At 70.4% G+C, this 21,141-nt stretch carries 17 protein-coding genes; 8 read left to right on the plus strand and 9 right to left on the minus strand.

Features of this window, described 5'->3' with window-relative positions:
- Nucleotides 1-51: 51 nt before the first annotated feature.
- The 4 genes from OG568_RS36675 to OG568_RS36690 all read left to right on the plus strand — a co-directional run bounded on the left by OG568_RS36675 (nt 52) and on the right by OG568_RS36690 (nt 5,212).
- On the plus strand, nt 52-630 hold the full coding sequence (locus tag OG568_RS36675; RefSeq protein ID WP_329534647.1) for a TerD family protein: 579 nt from the start codon (nt 52-54) through the stop codon (nt 628-630).
- A gap of 45 nt (nt 631-675) precedes the next feature.
- The gene (locus OG568_RS36680; protein WP_329534648.1) at nt 676-2,694 is read left to right on the plus strand and encodes a TerD family protein; all 2,019 of its coding nucleotides are present in this window, start codon (nt 676-678) and stop codon (nt 2,692-2,694) included.
- Nucleotides 2,695-2,977: 283 nt separating this feature from the next.
- A complete protein-coding gene (locus OG568_RS36685) occupies nt 2,978-3,985 on the plus strand; it encodes a TerC family protein (RefSeq protein WP_329534649.1) in 1,008 nt (335 codons plus the stop codon).
- A gap of 126 nt (nt 3,986-4,111) precedes the next feature.
- On the plus strand, nt 4,112-5,212 hold the full coding sequence (locus tag OG568_RS36690; protein ID WP_329534650.1) for a calcium:proton antiporter: 1,101 nt from the start codon (nt 4,112-4,114) through the stop codon (nt 5,210-5,212).
- 91 nt (nt 5,213-5,303) lie between these two features.
- On the opposite strand, the gene OG568_RS36695 is transcribed toward OG568_RS36690, so the two are convergent.
- Nucleotides 5,304-6,572, minus strand: coding sequence for an MFS transporter (locus OG568_RS36695; RefSeq protein WP_329534651.1), 1,269 nt, complete (start codon nt 6,570-6,572; stop codon nt 5,304-5,306).
- A gap of 258 nt (nt 6,573-6,830) precedes the next feature.
- On the opposite strand from OG568_RS36695, the gene aroQ reads away from it, so the two are divergent.
- Nucleotides 6,831-7,304, plus strand: a complete 474-nt coding sequence (gene aroQ, locus OG568_RS36700) for a type II 3-dehydroquinate dehydratase (RefSeq protein WP_266415188.1) — start codon at nt 6,831-6,833, stop codon at nt 7,302-7,304.
- A gap of 1 nt (nt 7,305) precedes the next feature.
- Here aroQ and OG568_RS36705 read toward each other — a convergent pair whose 3' ends face one another.
- The 5 genes from OG568_RS36705 to OG568_RS36725 form a co-directional block, all read right to left on the minus strand.
- A complete protein-coding gene (locus tag OG568_RS36705) occupies nt 7,306-8,058 on the minus strand; it encodes an amino acid ABC transporter ATP-binding protein (RefSeq protein WP_329534652.1) in 753 nt (250 codons plus the stop codon).
- A complete protein-coding gene (locus OG568_RS36710; RefSeq protein ID WP_329534653.1) occupies nt 8,055-8,981 on the minus strand; it encodes an amino acid ABC transporter permease in 927 nt (308 codons plus the stop codon). Before OG568_RS36710 ends, OG568_RS36705 begins: the two co-directional genes overlap by 4 nt.
- The gene (locus OG568_RS36715; RefSeq protein ID WP_329534654.1) at nt 8,978-9,862 is read right to left on the minus strand and encodes an ABC transporter substrate-binding protein; all 885 of its coding nucleotides are present in this window, start codon (nt 9,860-9,862) and stop codon (nt 8,978-8,980) included. Before OG568_RS36715 ends, OG568_RS36710 begins: the two co-directional genes overlap by 4 nt.
- Nucleotides 9,863-10,305: 443 nt before the next feature.
- On the minus strand, nt 10,306-10,962 hold the full coding sequence (locus OG568_RS36720) for an MBL fold metallo-hydrolase (RefSeq protein WP_329534655.1): 657 nt from the start codon (nt 10,960-10,962) through the stop codon (nt 10,306-10,308).
- Nucleotides 10,963-10,971: 9 nt separating this feature from the next.
- Complete coding sequence (locus OG568_RS36725; RefSeq protein WP_329534656.1) at nt 10,972-11,661, minus strand: maleylpyruvate isomerase family mycothiol-dependent enzyme; 690 nt, start codon at nt 11,659-11,661, stop codon at nt 10,972-10,974.
- A gap of 223 nt (nt 11,662-11,884) precedes the next feature.
- Here OG568_RS36725 and uvrA point away from each other — a divergent pair, with 223 nt between their 5' ends.
- Nucleotides 11,885-14,920, plus strand: coding sequence for an excinuclease ABC subunit UvrA (uvrA, locus tag OG568_RS36730; protein ID WP_329534657.1), 3,036 nt, complete (start codon nt 11,885-11,887; stop codon nt 14,918-14,920).
- A gap of 120 nt (nt 14,921-15,040) precedes the next feature.
- Here uvrA and OG568_RS36735 read toward each other — a convergent pair whose 3' ends face one another.
- Nucleotides 15,041-15,952, minus strand: a complete 912-nt coding sequence (locus tag OG568_RS36735) for a carbohydrate kinase family protein (RefSeq protein ID WP_329534658.1) — start codon at nt 15,950-15,952, stop codon at nt 15,041-15,043.
- On the minus strand, nt 15,949-17,034 hold the full coding sequence (locus tag OG568_RS36740; RefSeq protein WP_329534659.1) for a LacI family DNA-binding transcriptional regulator: 1,086 nt from the start codon (nt 17,032-17,034) through the stop codon (nt 15,949-15,951). Before OG568_RS36740 ends, OG568_RS36735 begins: the two co-directional genes overlap by 4 nt.
- Nucleotides 17,035-17,258: 224 nt before the next feature.
- On the opposite strand from OG568_RS36740, the gene OG568_RS36745 reads away from it, so the two are divergent.
- On the plus strand, nt 17,259-17,663 hold the full coding sequence (locus OG568_RS36745; RefSeq protein ID WP_266581797.1) for a Rieske (2Fe-2S) protein: 405 nt from the start codon (nt 17,259-17,261) through the stop codon (nt 17,661-17,663).
- Between the two features lie 39 nt (nt 17,664-17,702).
- On the opposite strand, the gene OG568_RS36750 is transcribed toward OG568_RS36745, so the two are convergent.
- Nucleotides 17,703-18,650: a hypothetical protein gene (locus OG568_RS36750; protein WP_329534660.1), complete on the minus strand. Its 948-nt coding sequence runs from the start codon at nt 18,648-18,650 to the stop codon at nt 17,703-17,705.
- Between the two features lie 292 nt (nt 18,651-18,942).
- Between OG568_RS36750 and uvrC the strand changes: the two genes are divergently transcribed.
- A complete protein-coding gene (uvrC, locus tag OG568_RS36755) occupies nt 18,943-21,084 on the plus strand; it encodes an excinuclease ABC subunit UvrC (RefSeq protein WP_329534661.1) in 2,142 nt (713 codons plus the stop codon).
- Nucleotides 21,085-21,141: the final 57 nt, after the last annotated feature.

Below are 21,141 nucleotides of genomic sequence, written 5' to 3' on the forward strand. Positions count from 1 at the left end.
ACATCCGCGGATTCCGCGGCAACAGGGGACAGCTCGAGAGGGGAACAGCGCGTGACGGTCAACATGACCAAGGGTCAGGCCATCAGTCTGCAGAAGAAGGACGGGGGCACCCTGACCGCGGTGCGCATGGGGCTCGGCTGGCAGGCGGCTCCCCGGCGCGGGCTGTTCGGCTCGCGCACCCGGGAGATCGACCTCGACGCGTCCGCCGTGCTGTTCGCGGACAAGCAGCCCGTCGACGTGGTGTTCTTCCGTCACCTCGTCAGCGACGACGGCTCCGTACGGCACACCGGTGACAACCTGGTCGGTGGCGTGGGCCAGGGCGGCGACGACGAGGCGATCCTCGTCGACCTGCAGCGCGTCCCGGTCCACATCGACCAGATCATCTTCACCGTGAACTCCTTCACCGGCCAGACGTTCCAGGAAGTACAGAACGCGTTCTGCCGTCTGGTCGACGAGACCAACGGCCAGGAGCTCGCCCGTTACACGCTCGCGGGCGGCGGCCAGTACACGGCGCAGATCATGGCGAAGGTGCACCGCGCGGGCCCCGGCTGGCAGATGACGGCGCTGGGCACACCGGCCAACGGCCGCACCTTCCAGGACCTGATGCCCGCGATCCTGCCGCACCTGTAGGCAGCGCGGCGCCCGGCACACGAAGCGACACGGGGGGACAAGGCGATGACGGCCGAGCTGGTCCGGGGGCAGAACCACCCGCTCTCCCAGGCCCGTCTTGAGGTCCGCGTATCGGCCGGTCGGCCGGTCGTGGCCGGGGCCACGCTCAGCGACGAGCAGGGCAGGGTGCGGGGCGTCGAATGGGTGGCTCACCCCGGCGCACCGACCCTGCCAGGACTCGAGGTCTCCAAGCAGGCGGCGGCCGACCACCGTCTCGCGTTCGACCTGGACGCCCTGCCGGGGACCGTGCACCGCGTCAGCGTGCTGCTCGCACTGCCGACCGGTGTCGGCGGCCCTGTCCGGTTCGGGGCCGTCGCCGCACCCTTCGTCGCCGTCACCGGCCTCGACGGCTCTGAGGTCGCCAGCTACACCATCACCGGCCTGGACACGGAGTCGGCCGTCGTCGCGCTGGAGCTCTACCGCAGACAGGGCGCCTGGAAGGTACGCGCGGTCGGCCAGGGGTACGCGGGCGGCCTCGCCGAACTCCTCACCGACCAGGGCCTGCCCGAGGCCCAGCAGCTCGCGGGCGGCATCAACGAAGCGGTGGCCCAAGGGCTGGCCCGCTCGGTGTCGGCACCCCCGCCGCGGACGGCGGACACGGACCGCTCACGACAGGCGGCCGCCTCGGCCTCGGGACCGGACCAGCCGTACGCCGGAGCGCCGGGCGCCTCCGGGCGCGTACCGCCGCAGTCCCCGTACGACGCGCCGGGTCCGCAAGGAGCGACGGTCCCGCAGACGGGCTACCCGGCGGGCCCCGCGCAGCCCGACCCCTCCGCCGTCACCCAGCCGTCCGCCCCCACGGGCGGCCCGGTCGACTACAGCCACCCCGGCCGGCAGACCGCCGCGCCGCCCCCGCCCCCGCCGACCGCACCTCCGACCGCGCCTGGGCAGCCCGCGCGACCCGTCGCCGGTGACGCGACCGGCTGGTCCATGGAGGAGCGGCTCTACAACCAGGTGTGGGGCATGTTCGAGGACCTGGCGCGCACCACGGCCGCGTATCGCAGCGCCGTCGACTTCGCCGACTCGCGCATGGAGCAGGAGCTCGACAAGGTCCTGTCCGATCCGCGCAGCAGGATCGGCGGGCAGGGCGATGCCGCGCGTGAGGCGGCCCAGGCCAAGCGCGCGGGCCTGGTGGAGCAGGCCCGCGCCGCGCTCGACCGGGACCTCGCCCAGCTCGCCGCCGAGGCCGAGGTGGTCGAGCCCGCGCTGCCCGCGGCGTACGCGGCCTGGGACAACCCGGTCTGGCACGGCTACCGGGTGCCCATGGAGATCCCCATGGGCCTGCGTCTCGGCGATCTCCGGCTGCCCGAGAGCGAGGGCCTGAGCATCCCGATGCTGGTCCGGCTCCCGCTCGAACGCGGCCTGTGGATCGACAGCGGACGGGCCGGCCTCGACGACCCGCTCGCCGACTCCGACGAACTGCGCCGCCTTGCCATGGACACGGCGGTGGCGCATGCCGCCCGGCTGCTCGCCGTCCACCCCGCGGGCGAGTTCTCGGTGCATGTGATCGACCCTGCCGGTTCGGGAGCCTCGTCCCTCGCGCCGCTGGTGCGTTCCGGAGTCCTCGACGGTCCGCCCGCCGCCGGCGCCGCGGGGGTGGGCGAGGTGCTGGCCCGGCTCACCCAGCGGGTCGATCTGGTCCAGATGGCGGTGCGCGGCGGAGTGGCCGACTCGCTGCCGCCGGACCTCGACACCGCCGAACAGCTGCTGATCGTCAACGACTTCCCGCACGGTTTCGACGACCGCGCCGTGACGGGGTTGCGCTATCTCGCGGACGAGGGACCGGCCGTCGGCGTCCATCTGATGATGGTCGCGGACCGGGAGGACGCCGCCGCCTACGGGCCACTGCTCGATCCTCTCTGGCGTTCGCTGTTGCGAATCACCCCGGTGCCCGACGACCATCTCGCCGACCCGTGGGTGGGGCATGCCTGGACGTACGAGCCCGCGCTCGTCCCGCCGGGCAGTCAGGTGCTCCAGCAGGTGCTCTCCCAGGTGGCGGCGGCCCGCCGCTCGTGGAACCGCTGACCCGCGGAGCGCTTTGCCAAGCATCGGTAAAGCCATTTGACCAGGGAGTTTGGCCTTTCTTTTACTAATCGCTTTACCTTCCCTTGGTGTTTCGGGTACTGTTTTCCGCACGGAGGGGAGTACTCCCTACCTATAGCGACGTACCCGTCAATACGGATCCGACCAGATCCCGGGGCGTCGGCCCGCGGACCGCGGACGCATCACGCGTCGCACCGGTCACGGGTGGAAGAGACCTCCAGCAGCGATGACGCTGGTATTTGCCGTTACGACTGCCGGAGGCGCAGTGGATGTTTCCGTGACCCTTTGGGTCCTCACGATCGTGGGCCTCGCCGCCCTCATCGCGGTCGACTTCTTCATCGGCCGCAAGCCGCACGACGTATCGATCAAGGAAGCCGGAATCTGGACGATCGTCTGGATCGCCCTGGCCGGACTGTTCGGCCTGGGACTGCTCGTCTTCTCCGGCGGCCAGCCCGCCGGAGAGTTCTTCGCCGGCTACATCACCGAGAAGTCGCTGAGCGTCGACAACCTCTTCGTCTTCGTCCTGATCATGGCGAAGTTCGCCGTGCCGACGCAGTACCAGCAGCGGGTACTTCTCGTCGGCGTCCTCATAGCGCTCGTCCTGCGCACGATCTTCATCGCCGCGGGCGCCGCGATCATCTCCAACTTCGCCTGGGTCTTCTACATATTCGGCGCGTTCCTCATCTACACGGCCTGGAAGCTGATCCAGGAGGCGCGGGCCGACGAGCCGGAGGAGGAGTTCGAGGAGAACAAGCTGCTCAAGGCCGCCGAGAGGCGCTTCGGCGTGGCCGACCGCTATCACGGCACCAAGCTGTGGATCGAGCAGAACGGCAAGCGCGTCATGACGCCGATGCTGGTCGTGATGCTCGCGATCGGTACCACCGACGTGCTCTTCGCGCTCGACTCCATCCCCGCGATCTTCGGCCTGACCCAGGACCCGTACATCGTCTTCACGGCCAACGCGTTCGCGCTGATGGGTCTGCGCCAGCTGTACTTCCTCATCGGCGGCCTGCTCAGGAAGCTGGTCCACCTCAGCTACGGCCTGTCCGTCATCCTCGGCTTCATCGGCGTCAAGCTGGTGCTGCACGCGCTGCACGAGTCCGGCGTCCACGTTCCCGAGATCTCCATCCCGGTCTCGCTCGGAGTGATCTGCGCGGTCCTGGTCGTCACGACGATCACCAGTCTGATCGCCTCCAAGAAGCAGGCGGCGCTGGAAGCGTCCGAAGGAGCGTCGGAGACCCCGAAGTCTCCGACGAGCAGCATCGACGTCTGATCACGTCGGAGGCGGCAACAACCGCCCCGGGGCGGGGTGCGCGACGCAAGGACGCGCGCCCCGCCCCGTATCCGCTCGGGCGACCATCGGAATGCGGGGCCGGTCCGCGCCTGCGACGATCACTGCATGATCGTTCGGCTCCGGTCGCTCCTGGCACAGTGGACGGCCGTCGTGCCCGTGATCGCGGTGGTCCTGCTGGCCTTCACCTGGGGACGCGACCTGCCCGGCGCGATCGTCGCACTGGTGACCCTGGTCCTGGCCGGGGCGGTGCTGGCCGCGGTCCACCACGCCGAGGTGATCGCCCACCGGGTCGGCGAACCCTTCGGGTCCCTCGTCCTGGCCGTCGCCGTCACGATCATCGAAGTGGCCCTCATCGTCACCCTGATGGCGGACGGCGGTGCCAAGAGCGCCACACTCGCCCGGGACACGGTGTTCGCGGCCGTGATGATCACATGCAACGGCATCGTCGGACTGTGCCTGCTCGTCGCCTCCCTGCGCCACGGGCTCGCCGTCTTCAACGCGGAGGGCACCGGCGCCGCCCTGGCGACCGTCGCGACACTGGCCACGCTCAGCCTGGTCTTCCCGACCTTCACCACCAGCAAGCCGGGCCCGGAGTTCTCCACGGCCCAGCTCACCTTTGCCGCGCTCGCCTCACTCGTCCTGTACGGCCTGTTCGTGACGACCCAGACCGTGCGGCACCGCGACTACTTCCTCCCGATCACCCGTCTGGGCGAGGTGATCGACGTGGACGAGCACGCGGGCACCCCGTCCACCCGTGCCACCGGGATCAGCCTGGGGCTGCTCGCCCTGGCCCTCGTCGGAGTGGTCGGCCTCGCCAAGGGCGTGTCGCCCACCATCGAGTCGGGCGTGGAGGCGGCCGGTATGCCGCAGTCGGTGGTCGGTGTGATCATCGCGCTGCTCGTGCTGCTGCCGGAGACCATCGCGGCGGTCCGGTCGGCCCGCCGCGACCGGGTGCAGACCAGCCTGAACCTCGCCCTCGGCTCCGCGATGGCCAGCATCGGCCTGACGATTCCCGCGGTCGCCCTGGCGTCCGTCTGGCTCTCCGGACCGCTCGTACTCGGCCTGGGCTCCACCCATATGGTGCTGCTCGCGCTCACGGTGGTCGTGAGCTCCCTGACGGTCGTCCCCGGACGCGCGACGCCCCTTCAGGGAGGCGTGCATCTGGTGGTGTTCGCGGCGTACCTGGAGCTGGCGGTCAACCCCTAGCCGACCCCTGGCCGACCTCTGGCCGACCCCTGGCCAACCTCCTGGCCGACGCCGACCGGGGAAAGGGGCTCACTCTCTCCCCGGGCGCCAGTCACTCGGTGGCGGGCGCGACGGCCACCCTGGGCACCGGACGCGTCTCCGGCAGCAGCACGAAGCACCCGAGGCTGAACAGCGCGATCCCCGTCAGATACGCCGCCACACCCCAGGGCACCCGCTCTCCCTCGGCCACCGCCGTCGCCACGATGGGGGTGAGCGCGCCGCCCAGGACCCCGCCCAGGTTGTAGCCCACCGCCGCCCCCGTGCAGCGCACCCGAGGCTCGTACAACTCGGGGAGGTACGCGGCGATCACGGCGAACATCATGATGAACGCGAGCAGCGCCACCAGGAAGCCCAGGAACATCAACAGGGGTTCGCCGGTCGACAGCAGCGCGATCATCGGGAACATCCACAGGGCGATGGCCGTACACCCCGCCAGGCACAGCGGCCGCCGTCCATAGCGGTCGCCCAGGAGGGCCACCAAGGGCGTCAGGGAGCCCTTCACCACCACGGCCGCCATGATGCAGGACAGCATGACGGTACGGCTCACCCCGAGCCGCTCGACGCCGTAGGCGAGCGCCCAGGTCGTCACCGCGTAGAACACGGCGTAGCCGACCGCGAGTCCGCCGGCCGTCAGCAGGACGAGCCGCCAGTGGTCGCGCACCACCTCGGCGAGCGGCACGCGCGCGTGGTCCTCCATTTCCAGGAAGCTGGGGCTCTCCGCGAGCGAGCTGCGCAGCCACAGTCCCGCCGCCGCGAGTACGCCCGCCGCCCAGAACGGCACCCGCCATCCCCATGCCGCGAACTGCGCGTCGGACAGCGTCGCCGACAGCATCAGCATCACGCCGTTGGCCAGCACGAACCCCACGGAGGGGCCGATCTGCGGGAAGCTCGACCACAGGGCGCGCCGCTCGGCGGGCGCGTGCTCCGCGGTCAGCAGCACCGCCCCGCCCCACTCCCCGCCGAGCCCGAGCCCCTGCAGGAAACGCAGCACAAGCAGGAGCAGGGGAGCGGCGATACCGATCGAGTCGTACGTCGGCACGCATCCGACCGCGACGGTCGCGGCGCCGGTCAGCAACAGCGAGGCGACGAGCACCGGCCGTCGTCCGCGCCGGTCCCCGATGTGCCCGAACAGCACCGAGCCGAGCGGGCGGGCGACGAACCCGACGCCGAACGTCGCGAAGGCCGCCAGGGTCCCCGCGAGCGGTGAGAAGGTCGGGAAGAACAACGGTCCCAGGACCAGGGCGGCCGCGGTCCCGTAGACGAAGAAGTCGTAGAACTCGATGGCTGTCCCGGCGAGCGAGGCGGCGGCGAGGCGGAGCATGGAGGGCGTCCTTACGGTGCGTACGTCGTGCATGCCGCGTCAACTACCCACGGTGACCGACGGTTACGGGGGCGCGCGGGAGCAGGGTGCGCGTCGGAGGTCGTTCGTGATGCGCCGGGGCAGCCCGCGGCCTCGTACGGCCCGGAGGGGGCCGCATCACGGAATGGACGGGCCGTCACCGCCGCGCCGGGCCGTGATAGACCGGGTCGCAGCAGCGGTCCTCGACGGGCCGGCAGATCTGGAAGGACCGGAGGAACCGTGCCCCGCACCCTCGCCAACGCCCCGATCATGATCCTCAACGGGCCCAATCTGAACCTTCTCGGGCAGCGTCAGCCGGAGATCTACGGCTCGGACACGCTCGCGGACGTGGCGGCCCTGTGTGCCAAGGCGGCCGCCGCACACGGCGGCACGGTGGACTTCCGCCAGTCCAACCACGAGGGCGAGCTGGTGGACTGGATCCACGAGGCACGCCTGAACCACGCCGGGATCGTGATCAACCCGGCCGCGTACTCGCACACCTCCGTCGCGATCCTGGACGCGCTCAACGCCTGCGACGGCCTTCCGGTGGTGGAGGTCCACATCTCCAACATCCACCAGCGCGAGGAGTTCCGGCACCATTCGTACGTCTCGCGGCGGGCCGACGGGGTCATCGCGGGGTGCGGGGTGCAGGGGTACGCGTTCGCGGTGGAGCGGGTCGCCGCGTTGGCGGGGACGGGGCAGGCGGAAGCCTGACTCAGAGCCGCCCCGCCTCCACGATCCGGCGCAGGAACCGCTGCGTGCGCTCCTGTCGCGGGCTCCCGAAGAGCTCCTGGGCCGTGCCGCGTTCGAGGACCACACCGCCGTCCAGGAAGCACACCTGGTCGGCGACCTCGCGGGCGAAGCCCATCTCGTGCGTGGCCAGCACCATGGTCATGCCCTCGTCCTTCAGGTCCCGGACGACGGACAGGACCTCACCCACGAGCTCCGGGTCGAGGGCGGCGGTGATCTCGTCGAGGAGCAGCAGCCGGGGGCGTACGGCCAAGGCGCGGACGATCGCGGCCCGTTGCTGCTGGCCGCCGCTCAGCCGGTCGGGGTACTCGCCCGCCTTGGCGCCGAGGCCGAGCCGGTCGAGCAGTTCACGCGCGTGTGCCTCGGCCTCCGCGCGGCCCACACCGTGCACGCGGCGCGGGGCCAGTGTGATGTTCTCCAGCACGGTCATGTGCGGGAAGAGGTTGTACGCCTGGAAGACCACGCCGATCCGACGGCGTACGGCATCCTGGTCGGCCCGTGGGTCGGTGATCTCCTCGTCGTCCAGCCAGATCGCGCCGTCGTCGATCTCCTCGAGCAGGTTCGCGCAGCGCAGCAGGGTCGACTTGCCGGAGCCGGAGGCGCCGATCAGGGCGGTCACCGTGTGCGGGGCGACCTCCAGGTCGACGTCCCGCAACACGACCGAGTCGCCGAAGGTCTTGCGGACGGACTCCATCCGCAGCACCGGTGTGCCGGTCATATGGTCCCTCCCTGAGCCCGCTGACGGTCCATCCGGGCCGTGATCCAGTCCGTGAACCGGGTCATCGGGATGGTCAGCGCGACGAACACCAGTCCCGCGACGATGTACGGCGTGTAGTTGAGGCTGCGGCCCACGATGATGTCGGCGGCCCGCACCGCGTCGACCGCGCCGCCGATCGACACGAGCCCGGTGTCCTTCTGGAGGGACACCAGGTCGTTGAGGAGCGGCGGCACCTGACGGCGTACCGCCTGGGGGAGAACGACGTAGCGCAGGGCCTGCTGGTTGGTGAGCCCGAGCGAGCGGGCCGCGGCGCGCTGCGAGGGGTGGATGGACTCGATGCCGGCGCGGAACACCTCGGCGACGTAGGCCGAGTACGTCAGTGTCAGCGCCGTACCGCCCAACAGGACCGGGTCCACGGTGACGCCCTGCAGCCGCAGCGCGGGGACGCCCAGGACCACGATCATCAGGTTGATGATGAGGGGGAGGCCGCGGAAGAAGTCCGTGTACGCGGCGGCCAGCGCCCGCACGGGGAAGAACACCGGGCCGCGCAGGGTGCGGGCGATGGCGATCAGCATGCCCAGGACGAGGACCGCGACGCCGCATATCAGGAGCAGCCGTACGTTCAGCCACAGTCCTTCGAGGACCTTGGGGAACCCCTCGCGCGCGTACTGCCCGTTGAAGAACGTCTCCTTGGTGCGCGACCAGCCGGGCGCGTTGACGACGACGAGGTACAGTACGACGCCGGTGACCAGGGTGGACAGCGCGGCGATCGCCGTCGCGCGGCGGGCGCGGGCGCGCTTGTGGCGCTCCCGTTCGATCCGGCGCCGCGACGGGACGTACGTCTCGGGCATGTCGCCCTCGCCGGAGCCCTTTCCCGGCTCCTCTCCCGGCTCCTCTTCCGACTCCGCCTTGGTGACGGTCACTTGAGCACCGGAGCGTCGACGGCCTCGGACAGCCACTGCTTCTCGATCGAGGCGAGCGTGCCGTCCTGGCGCAGGGCGTCCACGGCCTTCGTCACGCACGGGGTCAGGGCGCTGCCCTTGTCGAGGACGAGTCCGAACTGTTCGGGCGTGCCGCCGGTGTTCTCGAACTGTCCGACGATCCTGGCGTCGGTCACCTCGGCCGCCGTGATGTAGAACGCGGTCGGCAGGTCGACCACGATGGCGTCGATCTGGCCGTTCTTCAGCGCGGACTTGGCCTGGTCGTTCTTCGCGTACGCGGCCGGCTGCTGGGTCGGCTTCACCACGTCGTCGATGTAGTTCAGGCTGGTGGTCCCGACCTGGGCGCCCAGCTTGACGCCCTTGAGGTCCGCGATGCTCTTCGCCTTCGCGGCCTTGGAGCCCTCGAGCGCGATGACGGCCTGGCGGACGTCGTAGTAGCCGGACGAGAAGTCGACCGCTTTCTTGCGCTCGGCGCTGATCGACACCTGGTTGATGTCGAAGTCGAAGGTCTTCGCGCCGGGCGCGAAGGCCTTGTTGAAGGGGACGGTCTGCCAGACGACGTCGCTCTTGTCGTAGCCGAGCCGCTTGGCCACGGCGTACGCGACCGCGGACTCGAAGCCCTTGCCGTTCGCGGGCTTGTCGTCCTTGAACCACGGCTCGTAAGCGGGCTCGTCGGTCGCGATGGTCAGCTTGCCGGACGTCCGGGTGCCCAACGCGCCCTTCGCGCAGGCTTCCCCGGTTGTCCCGGAGCCCTTCGCGGAGGCTTTGTCCTCCGGCTGCGGGGCACAGCCCACGGCGGCGGCGAGCAGGGCGACAGTGGCGGCGGACGCGGCGCGGCGCAGGGTGCGTTGGGCGAGATGCATGGCGGGAGAGTGGCAGTGCGGCATGCCGTTTGTCGAGGTCACAGCGGCGAATATCCGCATAGTGGGAACGTGTGTTGCGATCCCGTGAACGCTCGATGAGAAGCCTGGACGATTGTCTTACCGAAGGCTCTCGTGACGGTCGTACCGAGGAGTCGGCCGATCCCCCCACCGGGGATTTCGCCGGGGCCGCCGGCCGAGGGCGGGATCGACAGGCCGGCGGCCCGTTCCGCGTCAGGAGCCGTCAACCTGAGCGGGGCTGCCTCCAGTGGACTGCGCCACCGCGCGCGCCGGGAGTGCGCGCGGGGCACCGGCGCGTGCGCTTCATTCACACGGGGCGCGTGTTCGCGGAGTTCACGCCCCCGGCCGGGGGCATCACATGGCCCGGACCGGTCGGGGTTCGTCGTGCGACCCGGACCGGTCGGGGTTCGTCATGCGCCCCCGCGTCACCAGCCGCGCGCGTGCCACTCCGGAAGGTGCGGCCGCTCGGCGCCCAGCGTCGTGTCGTTGCCGTGCCCCGGGTAGACCCAGGTCTCGTCCGACAGTACGTCGAAGATCTTCGTCTTGACGTCGTGGATGAGGCTGGCGAACGCCTTCGGGTCCTTACGGGTGTTGCCCACACCGCCGGGGAAGAGACAGTCCCCGGTGAACACGTGCGGGTGCCCGTGCGGGTCGTCGTAGACGAGGGCGATCGAGCCCGGCGTGTGCCCCACGAGATGGCGCGCGGTGAGTTCCACGTGTCCCACCCGAATCGTGTCTCCGTCGCCCACGAGGACGTCGGTCGGCACGGGGATGCCGTCGGCGTCGTCCCGGCCCGCGTAGGTGCGGGCGCCCGTGGCGGCCACGACCTCCGCGAGCGCCTGCCAGTGGTCGCCGTGCTGATGCGTGGTGACGACGGACGCGATGCCGTCGTCACCGATCAGCGTGAGCAGCGTGCCGGCGTCGTTGGCCGCGTCGATCAGCAACTGCTCATCGGTGGCCCGGCACCGCAGCAGATAGGCGTTGTTGTCCATCGGGCCGACCGCGACCTTGGAGATCATCAGGTTCTGCAGCTCGTGCACATCGGCGGGTCCGCCGACCTTCACCGCTCCGCTGTACGTCATGACGGCAGCCTATAGCGGGGGGAGCGCGGGGAGTGGCCCGCCATCGGTGCTCAGTCCCGAGCCGTCGCGTCGGCCGCAGAGCCAGCCGAGCAGCGCCGGTGCGGGACCGGTCACGGTGACCTCGGGGCGGCCCTCGGTGTCGCGTCCCGTGCTCCACGCGCGCGCGGCGTCGGTGATCCGTGTGGACGGCACCTCGGGGTGCCCCGTGAAGCGATCGGCGAGGAACTCGATCTCCCGTTCCACGAACTCCTCCGGAAGATCTTCGAGCTCGTACCCGACCCCGAGGTCCACGTGATGCAGCTCGACCTCGGCCCAGCGCCGGAAGGGCACCCGGGCCGCGGAGTCCGTGACCCCGTTGCGCAGCTCCACCGTGCGCGACCAGTCCGCGGGCGCCTCCCCCGCCTTCTGGAACCGGGCGGTGCTCTCCCGCAGGTCCGCCAGCTGTACGTCCAGGGGGCGCGGCGCGTCCCGCTCGATGTCGGCGTCCCGGGCATCCCCGGAGACGTACATGGGGCGTCCGTCGAGGACGTTCACGAGCGCGTCCGCGTTACGGGCGAGGTGGGCGAGGACATGGCCGCGGCTCCAGCCGGGCAGCCGTGACGGCTCGGCCACGGAAGCGTTGTCCAGTTCGGCGGCTGCGTTGAGCAGTCGTTCGGTCGCGTCGCGTACAGACGCCAGGTCGCGCACATGATCCATCATGCGGCCGACCCTAGCCCCGGCACACGTTCGGGTGAAGGTGGTCGGGCACGCCCGCAAATCGAATGCACGTGCTATACCCTCGAGTATGGCGTCGGGCATGCTGGATGGCCCGGGATTGTTGTGAACCAGGGAAAGCAACCGGCGCTGTCAGTGGCTCCCCCTAGTCTGAGAAAGACGGGGGCCTCGGCCCCTGTCACTTCTCTCAAGAAAGGTGCGGACCGGCGTGGCCGACCGTCTCATCGTCCGTGGAGCGCGCGAGCACAATCTGAAGAATGTCTCGCTCGACCTCCCGCGCGACTCGCTCATCGTCTTCACGGGCCTGTCGGGGTCGGGCAAGTCCTCGCTGGCCTTCGACACGATCTTCGCCGAGGGACAGCGGCGTTATGTGGAGTCACTTTCCTCGTACGCCCGGCAGTTCCTCGGCCAGATGGACAAGCCGGACGTCGACTTCATCGAAGGCCTCTCCCCGGCGGTCTCCATCGACCAGAAGTCGACCTCGCGCAACCCGCGCTCGACGGTCGGCACCATCACCGAGGTCTACGACTACCTGCGTCTGCTCTTCGCGCGCATCGGCAAGCCGCACTGTCCCGAGTGCCACCGCCCCATCACGCGCCAGTCGCCGCAGGCCATTGTCGACAGGGTTCTGGAGCTGCCGGAGGGCAGCCGCTTCCAGGTGCTGTCCCCGCTGGTGCGCGAGCGCAAGGGCGAGTTCGTCGACCTCTTCGCCGATCTCCAGACCAAGGGGTACAGCCGGGCCCGGGTCGACGGTCAGACGATCCAGCTCACCGAGCCGCCCACCCTGAAGAAGCAGGAGAAGCACACCATCGAGGTGGTCGTCGACCGCCTCACGGTGAAGGACTCCGCCAAGCGCCGTCTCACCGACTCCGTGGAGACCGCGCTCGGGCTCTCCGGCGGCATGGTCGTCCTCGACTTCGTCGACCTCCCCGAGGACGACCCCGAGCGCGAGCGCATGTACTCGGAGCACCTGTACTGCCCGTACGACGACCTCTCCTTCGAGGAGCTGGAGCCCCGCTCCTTCTCCTTCAACTCGCCCTTCGGCGCCTGTCCCGAGTGCACCGGTATCGGTACGCGCATGGAGGTCGACCCCGAGCTGATCGTCCCGGACGAGGACAAGTCACTCGACGAGGGCGCCATCCACCCCTGGTCGCACGGGCACACCAAGGACTACTTCGGCCGCCTCGTCGGAGCCCTTGCCGACGCCTTGGGATTCCGGACCGACATCCCCTTCGCCGGTCTCCCGCAGCGCGCCAAGAAGGCCCTGCTCTACGGCCACAAGACACAGATCGAGGTGCGCTACCGCAACCGGTACGGGCGCGAGCGTGTCTACACCACCCCCTTCGAAGGGGCCGTCCCCTTCATCAAGCGGCGGCACAGCGAGTCCGAGAGCGACGCCAGCCGCGAGCGCTTCGAGGGCTATATGCGCGAGGTGCCCTGCCCCACCTGTGAGGGCACCCGCCTCAAGCCGCTCATCCTCGCCGTCACCGTGATGGAGAAGTCGATCGCGGAGGTCTCCGCGATGTCGATCAGCGACTGCGCGGACTTCCTGGGCGAGCTGAGGCTCGACGCGCGGGACAAGAAGATCGCCGAGCGCGTCCTGAAGGAGGTCAACGAACGGCTGCGCTTCCTGGTCGACGTCGGCCTCGACTACCTGTCGCTCAATCGCGCGGCCGGCACGCTCTCCGGCGGCGAGGCCCAGCGCATCCGCCTGGCCACCCAGATCGGCTCCGGACTCGTCGGCGTCCTGTACGTCCTCGACGAGCCGTCCATCGGCCTGCACCAGCGCGACAACCACCGGCTGATCGAGACCCTCGTCCGGCTGCGCGACATGGGCAACACGCTCATCGTCGTGGAGCACGACGAGGACACCATCAAGGTCGCCGACTGGGTCGTCGACATCGGCCCCGGCGCGGGCGAGCACGGCGGCAAGGTCGTGCACAGCGGCCCCTTGAAGGAGCTGCTCGCCAACGCCGAGTCGATGACCGGCCAGTACCTGTCGGGCAAGAGGGAGATCCCGCTCCCGGACATCCGCCGCCCCGCCGACCCGAGCCGCAGGCTCACCGTGCACGGCGCCCGTGAGAACAACCTCCAGGACATCGACGTGTCCTTCCCGCTGGGCGTGCTCACGGCGGTCACGGGTGTCTCGGGCTCCGGCAAGTCGACGCTGGTCAACGACATCCTGTACACGCACCTGGCGCGCGAGCTCAACGGCGCCCGAAACGTTCCCGGGCGGCACACGCGCGTGGACGGCGACGACCTCGTCGACAAGGTCGTACATGTCGACCAGTCGCCCATCGGCCGCACCCCGCGGTCGAACCCGGCGACGTACACCGGAGTCTTCGACCACGTCCGCAAGCTGTTCGCCGAGACCACCGAGGCGAAGGTGCGGGGCTACCTGCCCGGCCGCTTCTCCTTCAACGTCAAGGGCGGCCGCTGCGAGAACTGCTCGGGCGACGGCACCATCAAGATCGAGATGAACTTCCTGCCGGACGTGTACGTCCCCTGCGAGGTCTGCCACGGGGCGCGCTACAACCGGGAGACCCTGGAGGTCCACTACAAGGGCAAGTCCATCTCCGAGGTCCTCGACATGCCGATCGAGGAGGCCCTCGGCTTCTTCGAGGCCGTCCCCGCGATCGCCCGTCACCTGCGCACGCTCAACGACGTCGGTCTCGGCTACGTCCGGCTCGGCCAGTCCGCGCCGACGCTGTCCGGCGGCGAGGCCCAGCGCGTCAAGCTCGCCAGCGAGCTGCAGAAGCGCTCCACGGGCCGCACGGTGTACGTGCTGGACGAGCCGACCACCGGTCTGCACTTCGAGGACATCAGCAAGCTGATCACGGTGCTCTCCGGCCTGGTCGACAAGGGCAACACGGTCATCGTCATCGAGCACAACCTCGACGTCGTCAAGACCGCCGACTGGGTGGTCGACATGGGCCCCGAGGGAGGCAACGGCGGAGGTCTCGTCGTCGCCGAGGGCACGCCCGAGCAGGTCGCCGGGGTTCCGGCCAGCCACACCGGCAAGTTCCTGCGCGAGATCCTGGGCGCTGACCGGATCAGCGACGCCGCCTCCGTACCGGCTCCCCGCAAGACGGCGGCCAAGAAGGCGGTCGCGGCCAAGTCGACGACGAGGAAGACGACCACGAAGGCCGTGAACAACACCGCCACGACGAAGGCGGCCACGAAGACGACGGCCACGAAGAAGGCGACCCCCGCGAAGAAGACCACGCGGGCAAGCAAGGCCTGATCCGGCCGGCCGGCCCAGGCCCGGCAAGTCGCGAAAAGTACGGTGCCCCACGGGAACTCCCCGTGGGGCACCGTCCGTCGCGCAGTCAACCGCCCTGGTTCCAGGGGGGATTCACTTGCCTCAGGGGGCGTCGAGTTCCGCGGCGAACGGAGGTTCCGCGCCCGCTCGTGAGCAGGTGATCGCCGCCGCGCGGGCCGCGAACCGCAGCAGTTCGCTCCAGCCGTCGGGGCCCAGCTCGGCCAGCGCCGCCGGAGACAGGGCGTCGCGTGCGGCCAGGCCGTGCAGCAGGGCCGCGTTCACGGTGTCTCCGGCGCCGATGGTGTCCACGACCTCGACCGGCTCACCGGGCACGGAGTGGACGGAGCCGTCCTGGGTGAACACCGTCAGGCCGTCGCCGCCCTGGGTGATCACGACGGCCGCGGGACCGGATGCCAGCCACTCGCCTGGGGTGCCACCCAGCCACAGCGCGTCCTCCTCGGAGAGCTTGAGGAGGGACACCGACGGCAGCCAGCTCTTGAAGCGGGCCCGGTAGGCGTCCGCGTCGGGGATGAGCCCGGCCCGGATGTTCGGGTCGAGTGTGGTGAACACCCCGCGCGCGGCGGCGGTTCGCATCAGTTGCTCGTAGGCGCTCGCGCCCGGCTCCAGGACGAGTGAGCAGGTTCCGAAGGACACCGCCCGGGTGGCGTCCGGGAGGCCGTCCGGCGCGGCGAACAGGCGGTCCGCCGTGCCCTCGACGTAGAAGGAGTACGCCGCCGAGCCGTCCGGGTCGATGGAGGCGACCGCGAGGGTCGTCGGCTCCGTCCCGCGCTGCACCGACGACACATCGACGCCCGCCTCGCGCAGCCCGTCCAGGAGCGCCTCGCCGAAGCTGTCGTACGAGACCCGGGAGCAGAAGGCGGTGGGGGAGCCGAGGCGGCCCAGCGCCAGCGCCGTGTTGTAGGGGCCGCCGCCGCGTGCGGGCCGCAGGCCGACGAGCGCGCCCGCGCCCTGCGGTACCAGGTCGATCAGGGCCTCACCGGCTACGACGATCACGACGGGGATCCTTTCGCGGGACTCTTCTGACTCGGGTCGGTGCGGGAGGCCCCCGATGCCCCGGGGGGCTCGGAGCAGCCGCACGAGGTGCGGTGGACGAAGGCACAGGGCAGCCGCACGGTGCGGGCGGGGTGGTCCGGCGAGTCCAGCCGTTCCAGGAGCAGCCGGACCGCCTGCGCGCCGATCTCCTTGCTGGGCTGGGAGATCGCGGTCAGCCGGGGCGCGAACAGATCCGCCCAGGCGAAGTCGTCGAAGCAGCACAGCGCCAGGTCGTCCGGCACGGACAGCCCGCGCTCGCGCAGGGCGCGCAGGGCGCCGATGGTCATCGCGTTGTTTCCGGTGACCAGCGCGGTCGGGGGTGCCGCCAGGGACAGGAGTGCGTCGGTGGCACGTTCGCCCGCCGCCGCCTCGGAGTCGCCGTGTGCCACGAGCCGTTCGTCGTACGGGAGCCCGGCGCCCGCGAGGCCGTGGCGGTAGCCGGAGATCCGCTCGTTCGTGGTGCTGAGCCCGGGCAGGCCCGCGACGAGCCCGATGCGCCGGTGACCCCGTTCGGCGAGGTGCCCGACCAGCTGGGCCATCGGCTCGGCGTTCTCGGCGCAGACCTGGTCGAAGCGGAAGGGGAGGTCGGCCGGGGCCTCGACCAGGCGGTCCAGGAACACGGTCGGCACGTCGCGCTGCCCGAGGTAGCGCAGGAGTGCGTCCGGATCGGCCGAGGGCGCGACGATCAGACCGTCGACGCGTCGCTCGTGCAGCAGCTGGACGACCTTCCGCTCATGCTGGGGATCATCGTGCGGATCGGCGAGAAGCAGTCCGTATCCGTGCTCCAGGGCGCCCGCTTCGACGCCCTGGAGGATCTCCGTGAAGTACGGGTTGCTGATCGCCGACACCGCGAGCCCGATGGACCGGGTGCGTGCGGTGACCAGCGAACGGGCCAGGGTGTTGGGTGTGTAGCCGAGCGCGTCGATGGCGTCCAGGACGGCCTGGCGGGTGTGGGGCAGCACGGGGCGTGTGTCGTTGAGCACGTGCGAGACGGTCGCCACGGACACCCCGGCGTGCGCCGCCACGTCGACCATCGTCGCCATTGCCTCACCTCTCCCCGGTCGGCCCTCTCGGGCCCGCTCCGAACTCTGGGCCTGCCCCGAATTCTCGGCTTGCTCCGGCGGGAACGTATCGCATTCGGTACGGGACGTAAACGCTTGCGCAAACGTTTACGTCCGGTCACTCGCACCTGTGCGGACCCCCGCGATGCGGAATGAGACGTACCGGTATCGTCGACACGCACACGGCCCCGACCTGTGGAGACGCCATGCCTGCCCGCCGTACCGTCCTGCGAGGAGCGGCGCTCGCCCCCGTCGCCGGTATCGCCCTCAGCGCCTGCTCCGGCGGCAGCGGTGGCGGGACGCCGGCGACGCCGACCGCGCCGGTCGAGCTGGGCGCGGAGAGCGAGATCGCCAAGGGCGGCGCCCAGCTGTACCGGGAAGCGAACGTCGTGGTCAGCCGTGCCGAGAACGGCTCCCTGAAGGCGTTCAGCACGATCTGCACGCACGCCGGGTGTGCCATCAACAAGCTTCAGGGCACGACGTTGATCTGCCCGTGCCACGGCAGCGAATTCGACGCGGCGACGGGCAAGGTGCTGCAGGCCCCGGCCACCGCGCCGCTGAAGGAGCTGTCCGTGGAGGCCAAGGGCGGCAAGATCGTCGCGGGTCCCTGACGGGGAGTGCGGTGACGCCGCGTCCCCGGCAGGTCGGGGTCACTCCCAGTCCCAGCCGATCCCCACGATGCCCGACCGCACCCGCGGCTCGACGAGATGCACCGAGCGATGGCGCCCGCTGAGCGAGAGCTCCTGGCGGCCGCTGCGCGGCGCCGCCGCCGAGTGCTGGGTGAACCGGTGGCAGCGCACGGGCAGCGTCTCCTCGGCGAACCGCACCTGAAGGGCGTACTGCCCGCCCGGGAAGCCGAACCCGCGCACGTACTCGCTGGACGCGCCGGCCGTGCCGTCCTCGAAGCCGTAGCGGAAGAGGAACGTATCTCCTGCGCGCAGCCGCGTGTCGAAGAGCAGCTCGGCGACCAGCACTCCGGTGTCGTGGTGCCAGCGCACCCGTCCCGTCCGGCAGTTTTCCAGGGCCCGGACCGCCGTGCGTTCCGGGGCGCAGTCCGGATCGCCGTGGTGGACGGCCACATAGCGGTCCACGCCGTCCTTGTAGGCCCGCACGATGTGGTGCGACTCACGCGCGAGCAGTTCGCGGTGCGCGCCTATCCGGACGAGCTCGTGGTGGCCGAGCGTGTGCAGCCCGCCGTCGAGCGGTGACTCCAGTTCGGCCAGGAGCCGCTCCAGGACGCCGGAGGCCTCCACGAGGGAGCGGTACGAGCGGCCGGTGGGACGCTGCGGGTCGCAGCGCTCGTCGGCCTTGGCGAGCAGCCGGATCAGTGACTCGTCCGGGAGCTGGAGGATCTCCTCCAGGGCGCGTACGGCGCGCAGCGACTCGGGGCGCTGCGGGCGCCGGGCGCCCTGTTGCCAGTAACTCAGGCTCGTGACCCCGACCTTGACCCCGTACCGCGACAGATGGTGCTGCACGCGCTGCAGGGGCAGGCCGCGTGCGGTGATCGCGGCGCGCAGCGCGACATGGAAGGGGCCGCCCGCCAAGGCCGTCTCCAGTTCCGCCGTGGCGACGTCCGCGTGCTGTGTGCCGTGCCGCATGCAGGGGCCTTTCTGTGAATGTTCACAACGGCTGGTCAGACCGTTGGATGTGGGTCGTCGGGGGCGCCTGGCCGGCGCGCGGGGCTTGTTCACACGCGCCTGTCGCCGTCCACGACCCCGAGTTCCCCCGCATTGAAGCGTGTTGACCAAGCCCCGACAACACCTGATACGCAACCTACTCAACCCGCCGTACCGCGCTCTGGCCGATCTGCGATCACGGTCCCGGCGGCCGAGTCCACGGGCGGGCCGGGAGGTCGTCGCGGTGTCAGCCCTCGCCAGTAGGGTGTGTGACATGGCCGACCCCTCCAGCTACCGCCCCAAGCCGGGACAGATCCCGGACTCTCCCGGGGTGTACAAATTCCGCGACGAGCACCGCCGGGTGATCTACGTCGGAAAGGCGAAAAGCCTGCGCCAGCGCCTGGCCAGCTACTTCCAGGACCTGGCCGGCCTCCACCCCCGCACCCGCACCATGGTCACCACAGCCGCGTCCGTGGAGTGGACGGTGGTGTCCACGGAGGTCGAGGCGCTCCAGCTGGAGTACTCCTGGATCAAGGAGTACGACCCCCGGTTCAACGTCAAGTACCGCGACGACAAGAGCTATCCCTACCTCGCGGTGACGATGAACGAGGAGTTCCCGCGTGTGCAGGTGATGCGCGGCCACAAGCGCAAGGGCGTGCGCTATTTCGGTCCGTACGGGCACGCGTGGGCGATCCGCGACACCGTGGACCTGCTGCTGCGCGTCTTCCCGGTCCGCACCTGCTCGGCCGGCGTGTTCAAGAACGCCGCCCGCACGGGCCGCCCCTGCCTCCTCGGCTACATCGGCAAGTGCTCCGCCCCCTGCGTCGGCCGGGTCTCGGCCGAGGAACACGGTGAGCTGGCCGAGGAGTTCTGCGACTTCATGGCGGGCCGTACGGGGACGTACATCCGTCGCCTCGAGAAGCGGATGACGGACGCGGCCGAGGAGATGGAGTACGAGCGGGCGGCCCGCCTGCGCGACGACATCGAGGCCCTGAAGAAGGCCATGGAGAAGAGCGCGGTCGTGCTCGCCGACGCGACCGACGCCGACCTGATGGCCGTCGCCGAGGACGAGCTGGAAGCCGCCGTGCAGATCTTCCACGTGCGGGGTGGCCGGGTGCGCGGCCAGCGCGGCTGGGTCACCGACAAGGTGGAGGCCGTCACCACCGGTGACCTGGTCGAGCACGCGCTGCAGCAGCTCTACGGAGAGGAGACGGGCGACTCCGTCCCCAAGGAGGTGCTCGTCCCGGCACTGCCCGACCCCGTGGAGCCCGTCCAGGAGTGGCTGACCGAGCGCCGCGGGTCGCACGTCTCCCTGCGTATCCCGCAGCGCGGCGACAAGAAGGCGCTCATGGAGACCGTGCAGCGCAACGCGCTCCAGGCGCTCGGCCTGCACAAGACCAAGCGCGCCTCCGACCTGACCACCCGCTCGCGCGCCCTGGAGGAGATCGCCGGAGCCCTCGACCTGGACAGTGCTCCGCTCCGGATCGAGTGTTACGACATCTCGCACCTCCAGGGTGACGACGTGGTCGCCTCCATGGTCGTCTTCGAGGACGGACTGCAGCGCAAGAGCGAGTACCGGCGCTTCCAGATCAAGGGCTTCGAGGGTCAGGACGACGTCCGCTCCATGCACGAGGTGATCACCCGCCGCTTCAGGCGCTATCTCGCCGAGAAGGAGCGCACGGGCGAGTGGACGGACGGCGAGAACGCCTCCACCGAAGGCGCCTCCGCCGAAGGAGCCACCCAAGGCAACGCCACGTCGGAGAGCGCCGTCCTGGAGAGCGACACCACGGGGAACGCCTTCGCGGGGAACGCCTTCACCGAGGACGACGGCCGTCCCAAGCGCTTCGCCTACCCCCCGCAGCTCGTCGTCGTCGACGGTGGCCAGCCGCAGGTCGCGGCCGCCAAGAAGGCCCTCGACGAACTGGGCATCGACGACATCGCCGTCTGCGGCCTCGCCAAGCGTCTCGAGGAGGTCTGGCTGCCGGACGAGGACGACCCGGTGGTCCTGCCCCGCACCAGCGAGGGCCTGTACCTGCTCCAGCGGGTCCGTGACGAGGCCCACCGCTTCGCCATCACCTACCAGCGCACCAAGCGGGCCAAGCGATTCAGGGCGAGCCCGCTGGACGAGGTGGCGGGCCTCGGCGAGACCCGCAAGCAGGCGCTGATCAAGCACTTCGGCTCGGTGAAAAAGCTGCGATCCGCGACCATCGACCAGATCTGCGAGGTCCCCGGCATAGGCCGCAAGACGGCCGAGGCGGTCGCCGTGGCCCTCGCCCAGGCGGCTCCGGCCGCACCCGCCGTGAACACGGCGACTGGAGAGATCATGGAAGACGAGGAGCCCGGGACCACCACGGACTCCCCGGAGGAGCCCGTGTCCGCGGGCGCCTCACACGAGCGACGGGGGCAGGAGACATGAGCGACAACGAGCGACAAGAGAACCCACCACAGACCGGACAACCGGCCGGGCAACCGA

Origin of the sequence: Streptomyces sp. NBC_01450, from assembly GCF_036227505.1 — a bacterium.
Classification (GTDB): domain Bacteria; phylum Actinomycetota; class Actinomycetes; order Streptomycetales; family Streptomycetaceae; genus Streptomyces.

What these genes read in the sequence shown, in the direction of transcription:
- OG568_RS36680 (WP_329534648.1), top strand. Translation starts at nt 676, where the DNA reads ATGACGGCCGAGCTGGTCCGGGGGCAGAACCACCCGCTCTCCCAGGCC.
- OG568_RS36690 (WP_329534650.1), top strand. Translation starts at nt 4,112, where the DNA reads ATGATCGTTCGGCTCCGGTCGCTCCTGGCACAGTGGACGGCCGTCGTG.
- OG568_RS36695 (WP_329534651.1), bottom strand. Translation starts at nt 6,572, where the DNA reads ATGCTCCGCCTCGCCGCCGCCTCGCTCGCCGGGACAGCCATCGAGTTC.
- OG568_RS36705 (WP_329534652.1), bottom strand. Translation starts at nt 8,058, where the DNA reads ATGACCGGCACACCGGTGCTGCGGATGGAGTCCGTCCGCAAGACCTTC.
- OG568_RS36715 (WP_329534654.1), bottom strand. Translation starts at nt 9,862, where the DNA reads ATGCATCTCGCCCAACGCACCCTGCGCCGCGCCGCGTCCGCCGCCACT.
- OG568_RS36720 (WP_329534655.1), bottom strand. Translation starts at nt 10,962, where the DNA reads ATGACGTACAGCGGAGCGGTGAAGGTCGGCGGACCCGCCGATGTGCAC.
- OG568_RS36725 (WP_329534656.1), bottom strand. Translation starts at nt 11,661, where the DNA reads ATGATGGATCATGTGCGCGACCTGGCGTCTGTACGCGACGCGACCGAA.
- OG568_RS36740 (WP_329534659.1), bottom strand. Translation starts at nt 17,034, where the DNA reads ATGGCGACGATGGTCGACGTGGCGGCGCACGCCGGGGTGTCCGTGGCG.
- OG568_RS36745 (WP_266581797.1), top strand. Translation starts at nt 17,259, where the DNA reads ATGCCTGCCCGCCGTACCGTCCTGCGAGGAGCGGCGCTCGCCCCCGTC.
- OG568_RS36750 (WP_329534660.1), bottom strand. Translation starts at nt 18,650, where the DNA reads ATGCGGCACGGCACACAGCACGCGGACGTCGCCACGGCGGAACTGGAG.
- uvrC (WP_329534661.1), top strand. Translation starts at nt 18,943, where the DNA reads ATGGCCGACCCCTCCAGCTACCGCCCCAAGCCGGGACAGATCCCGGAC.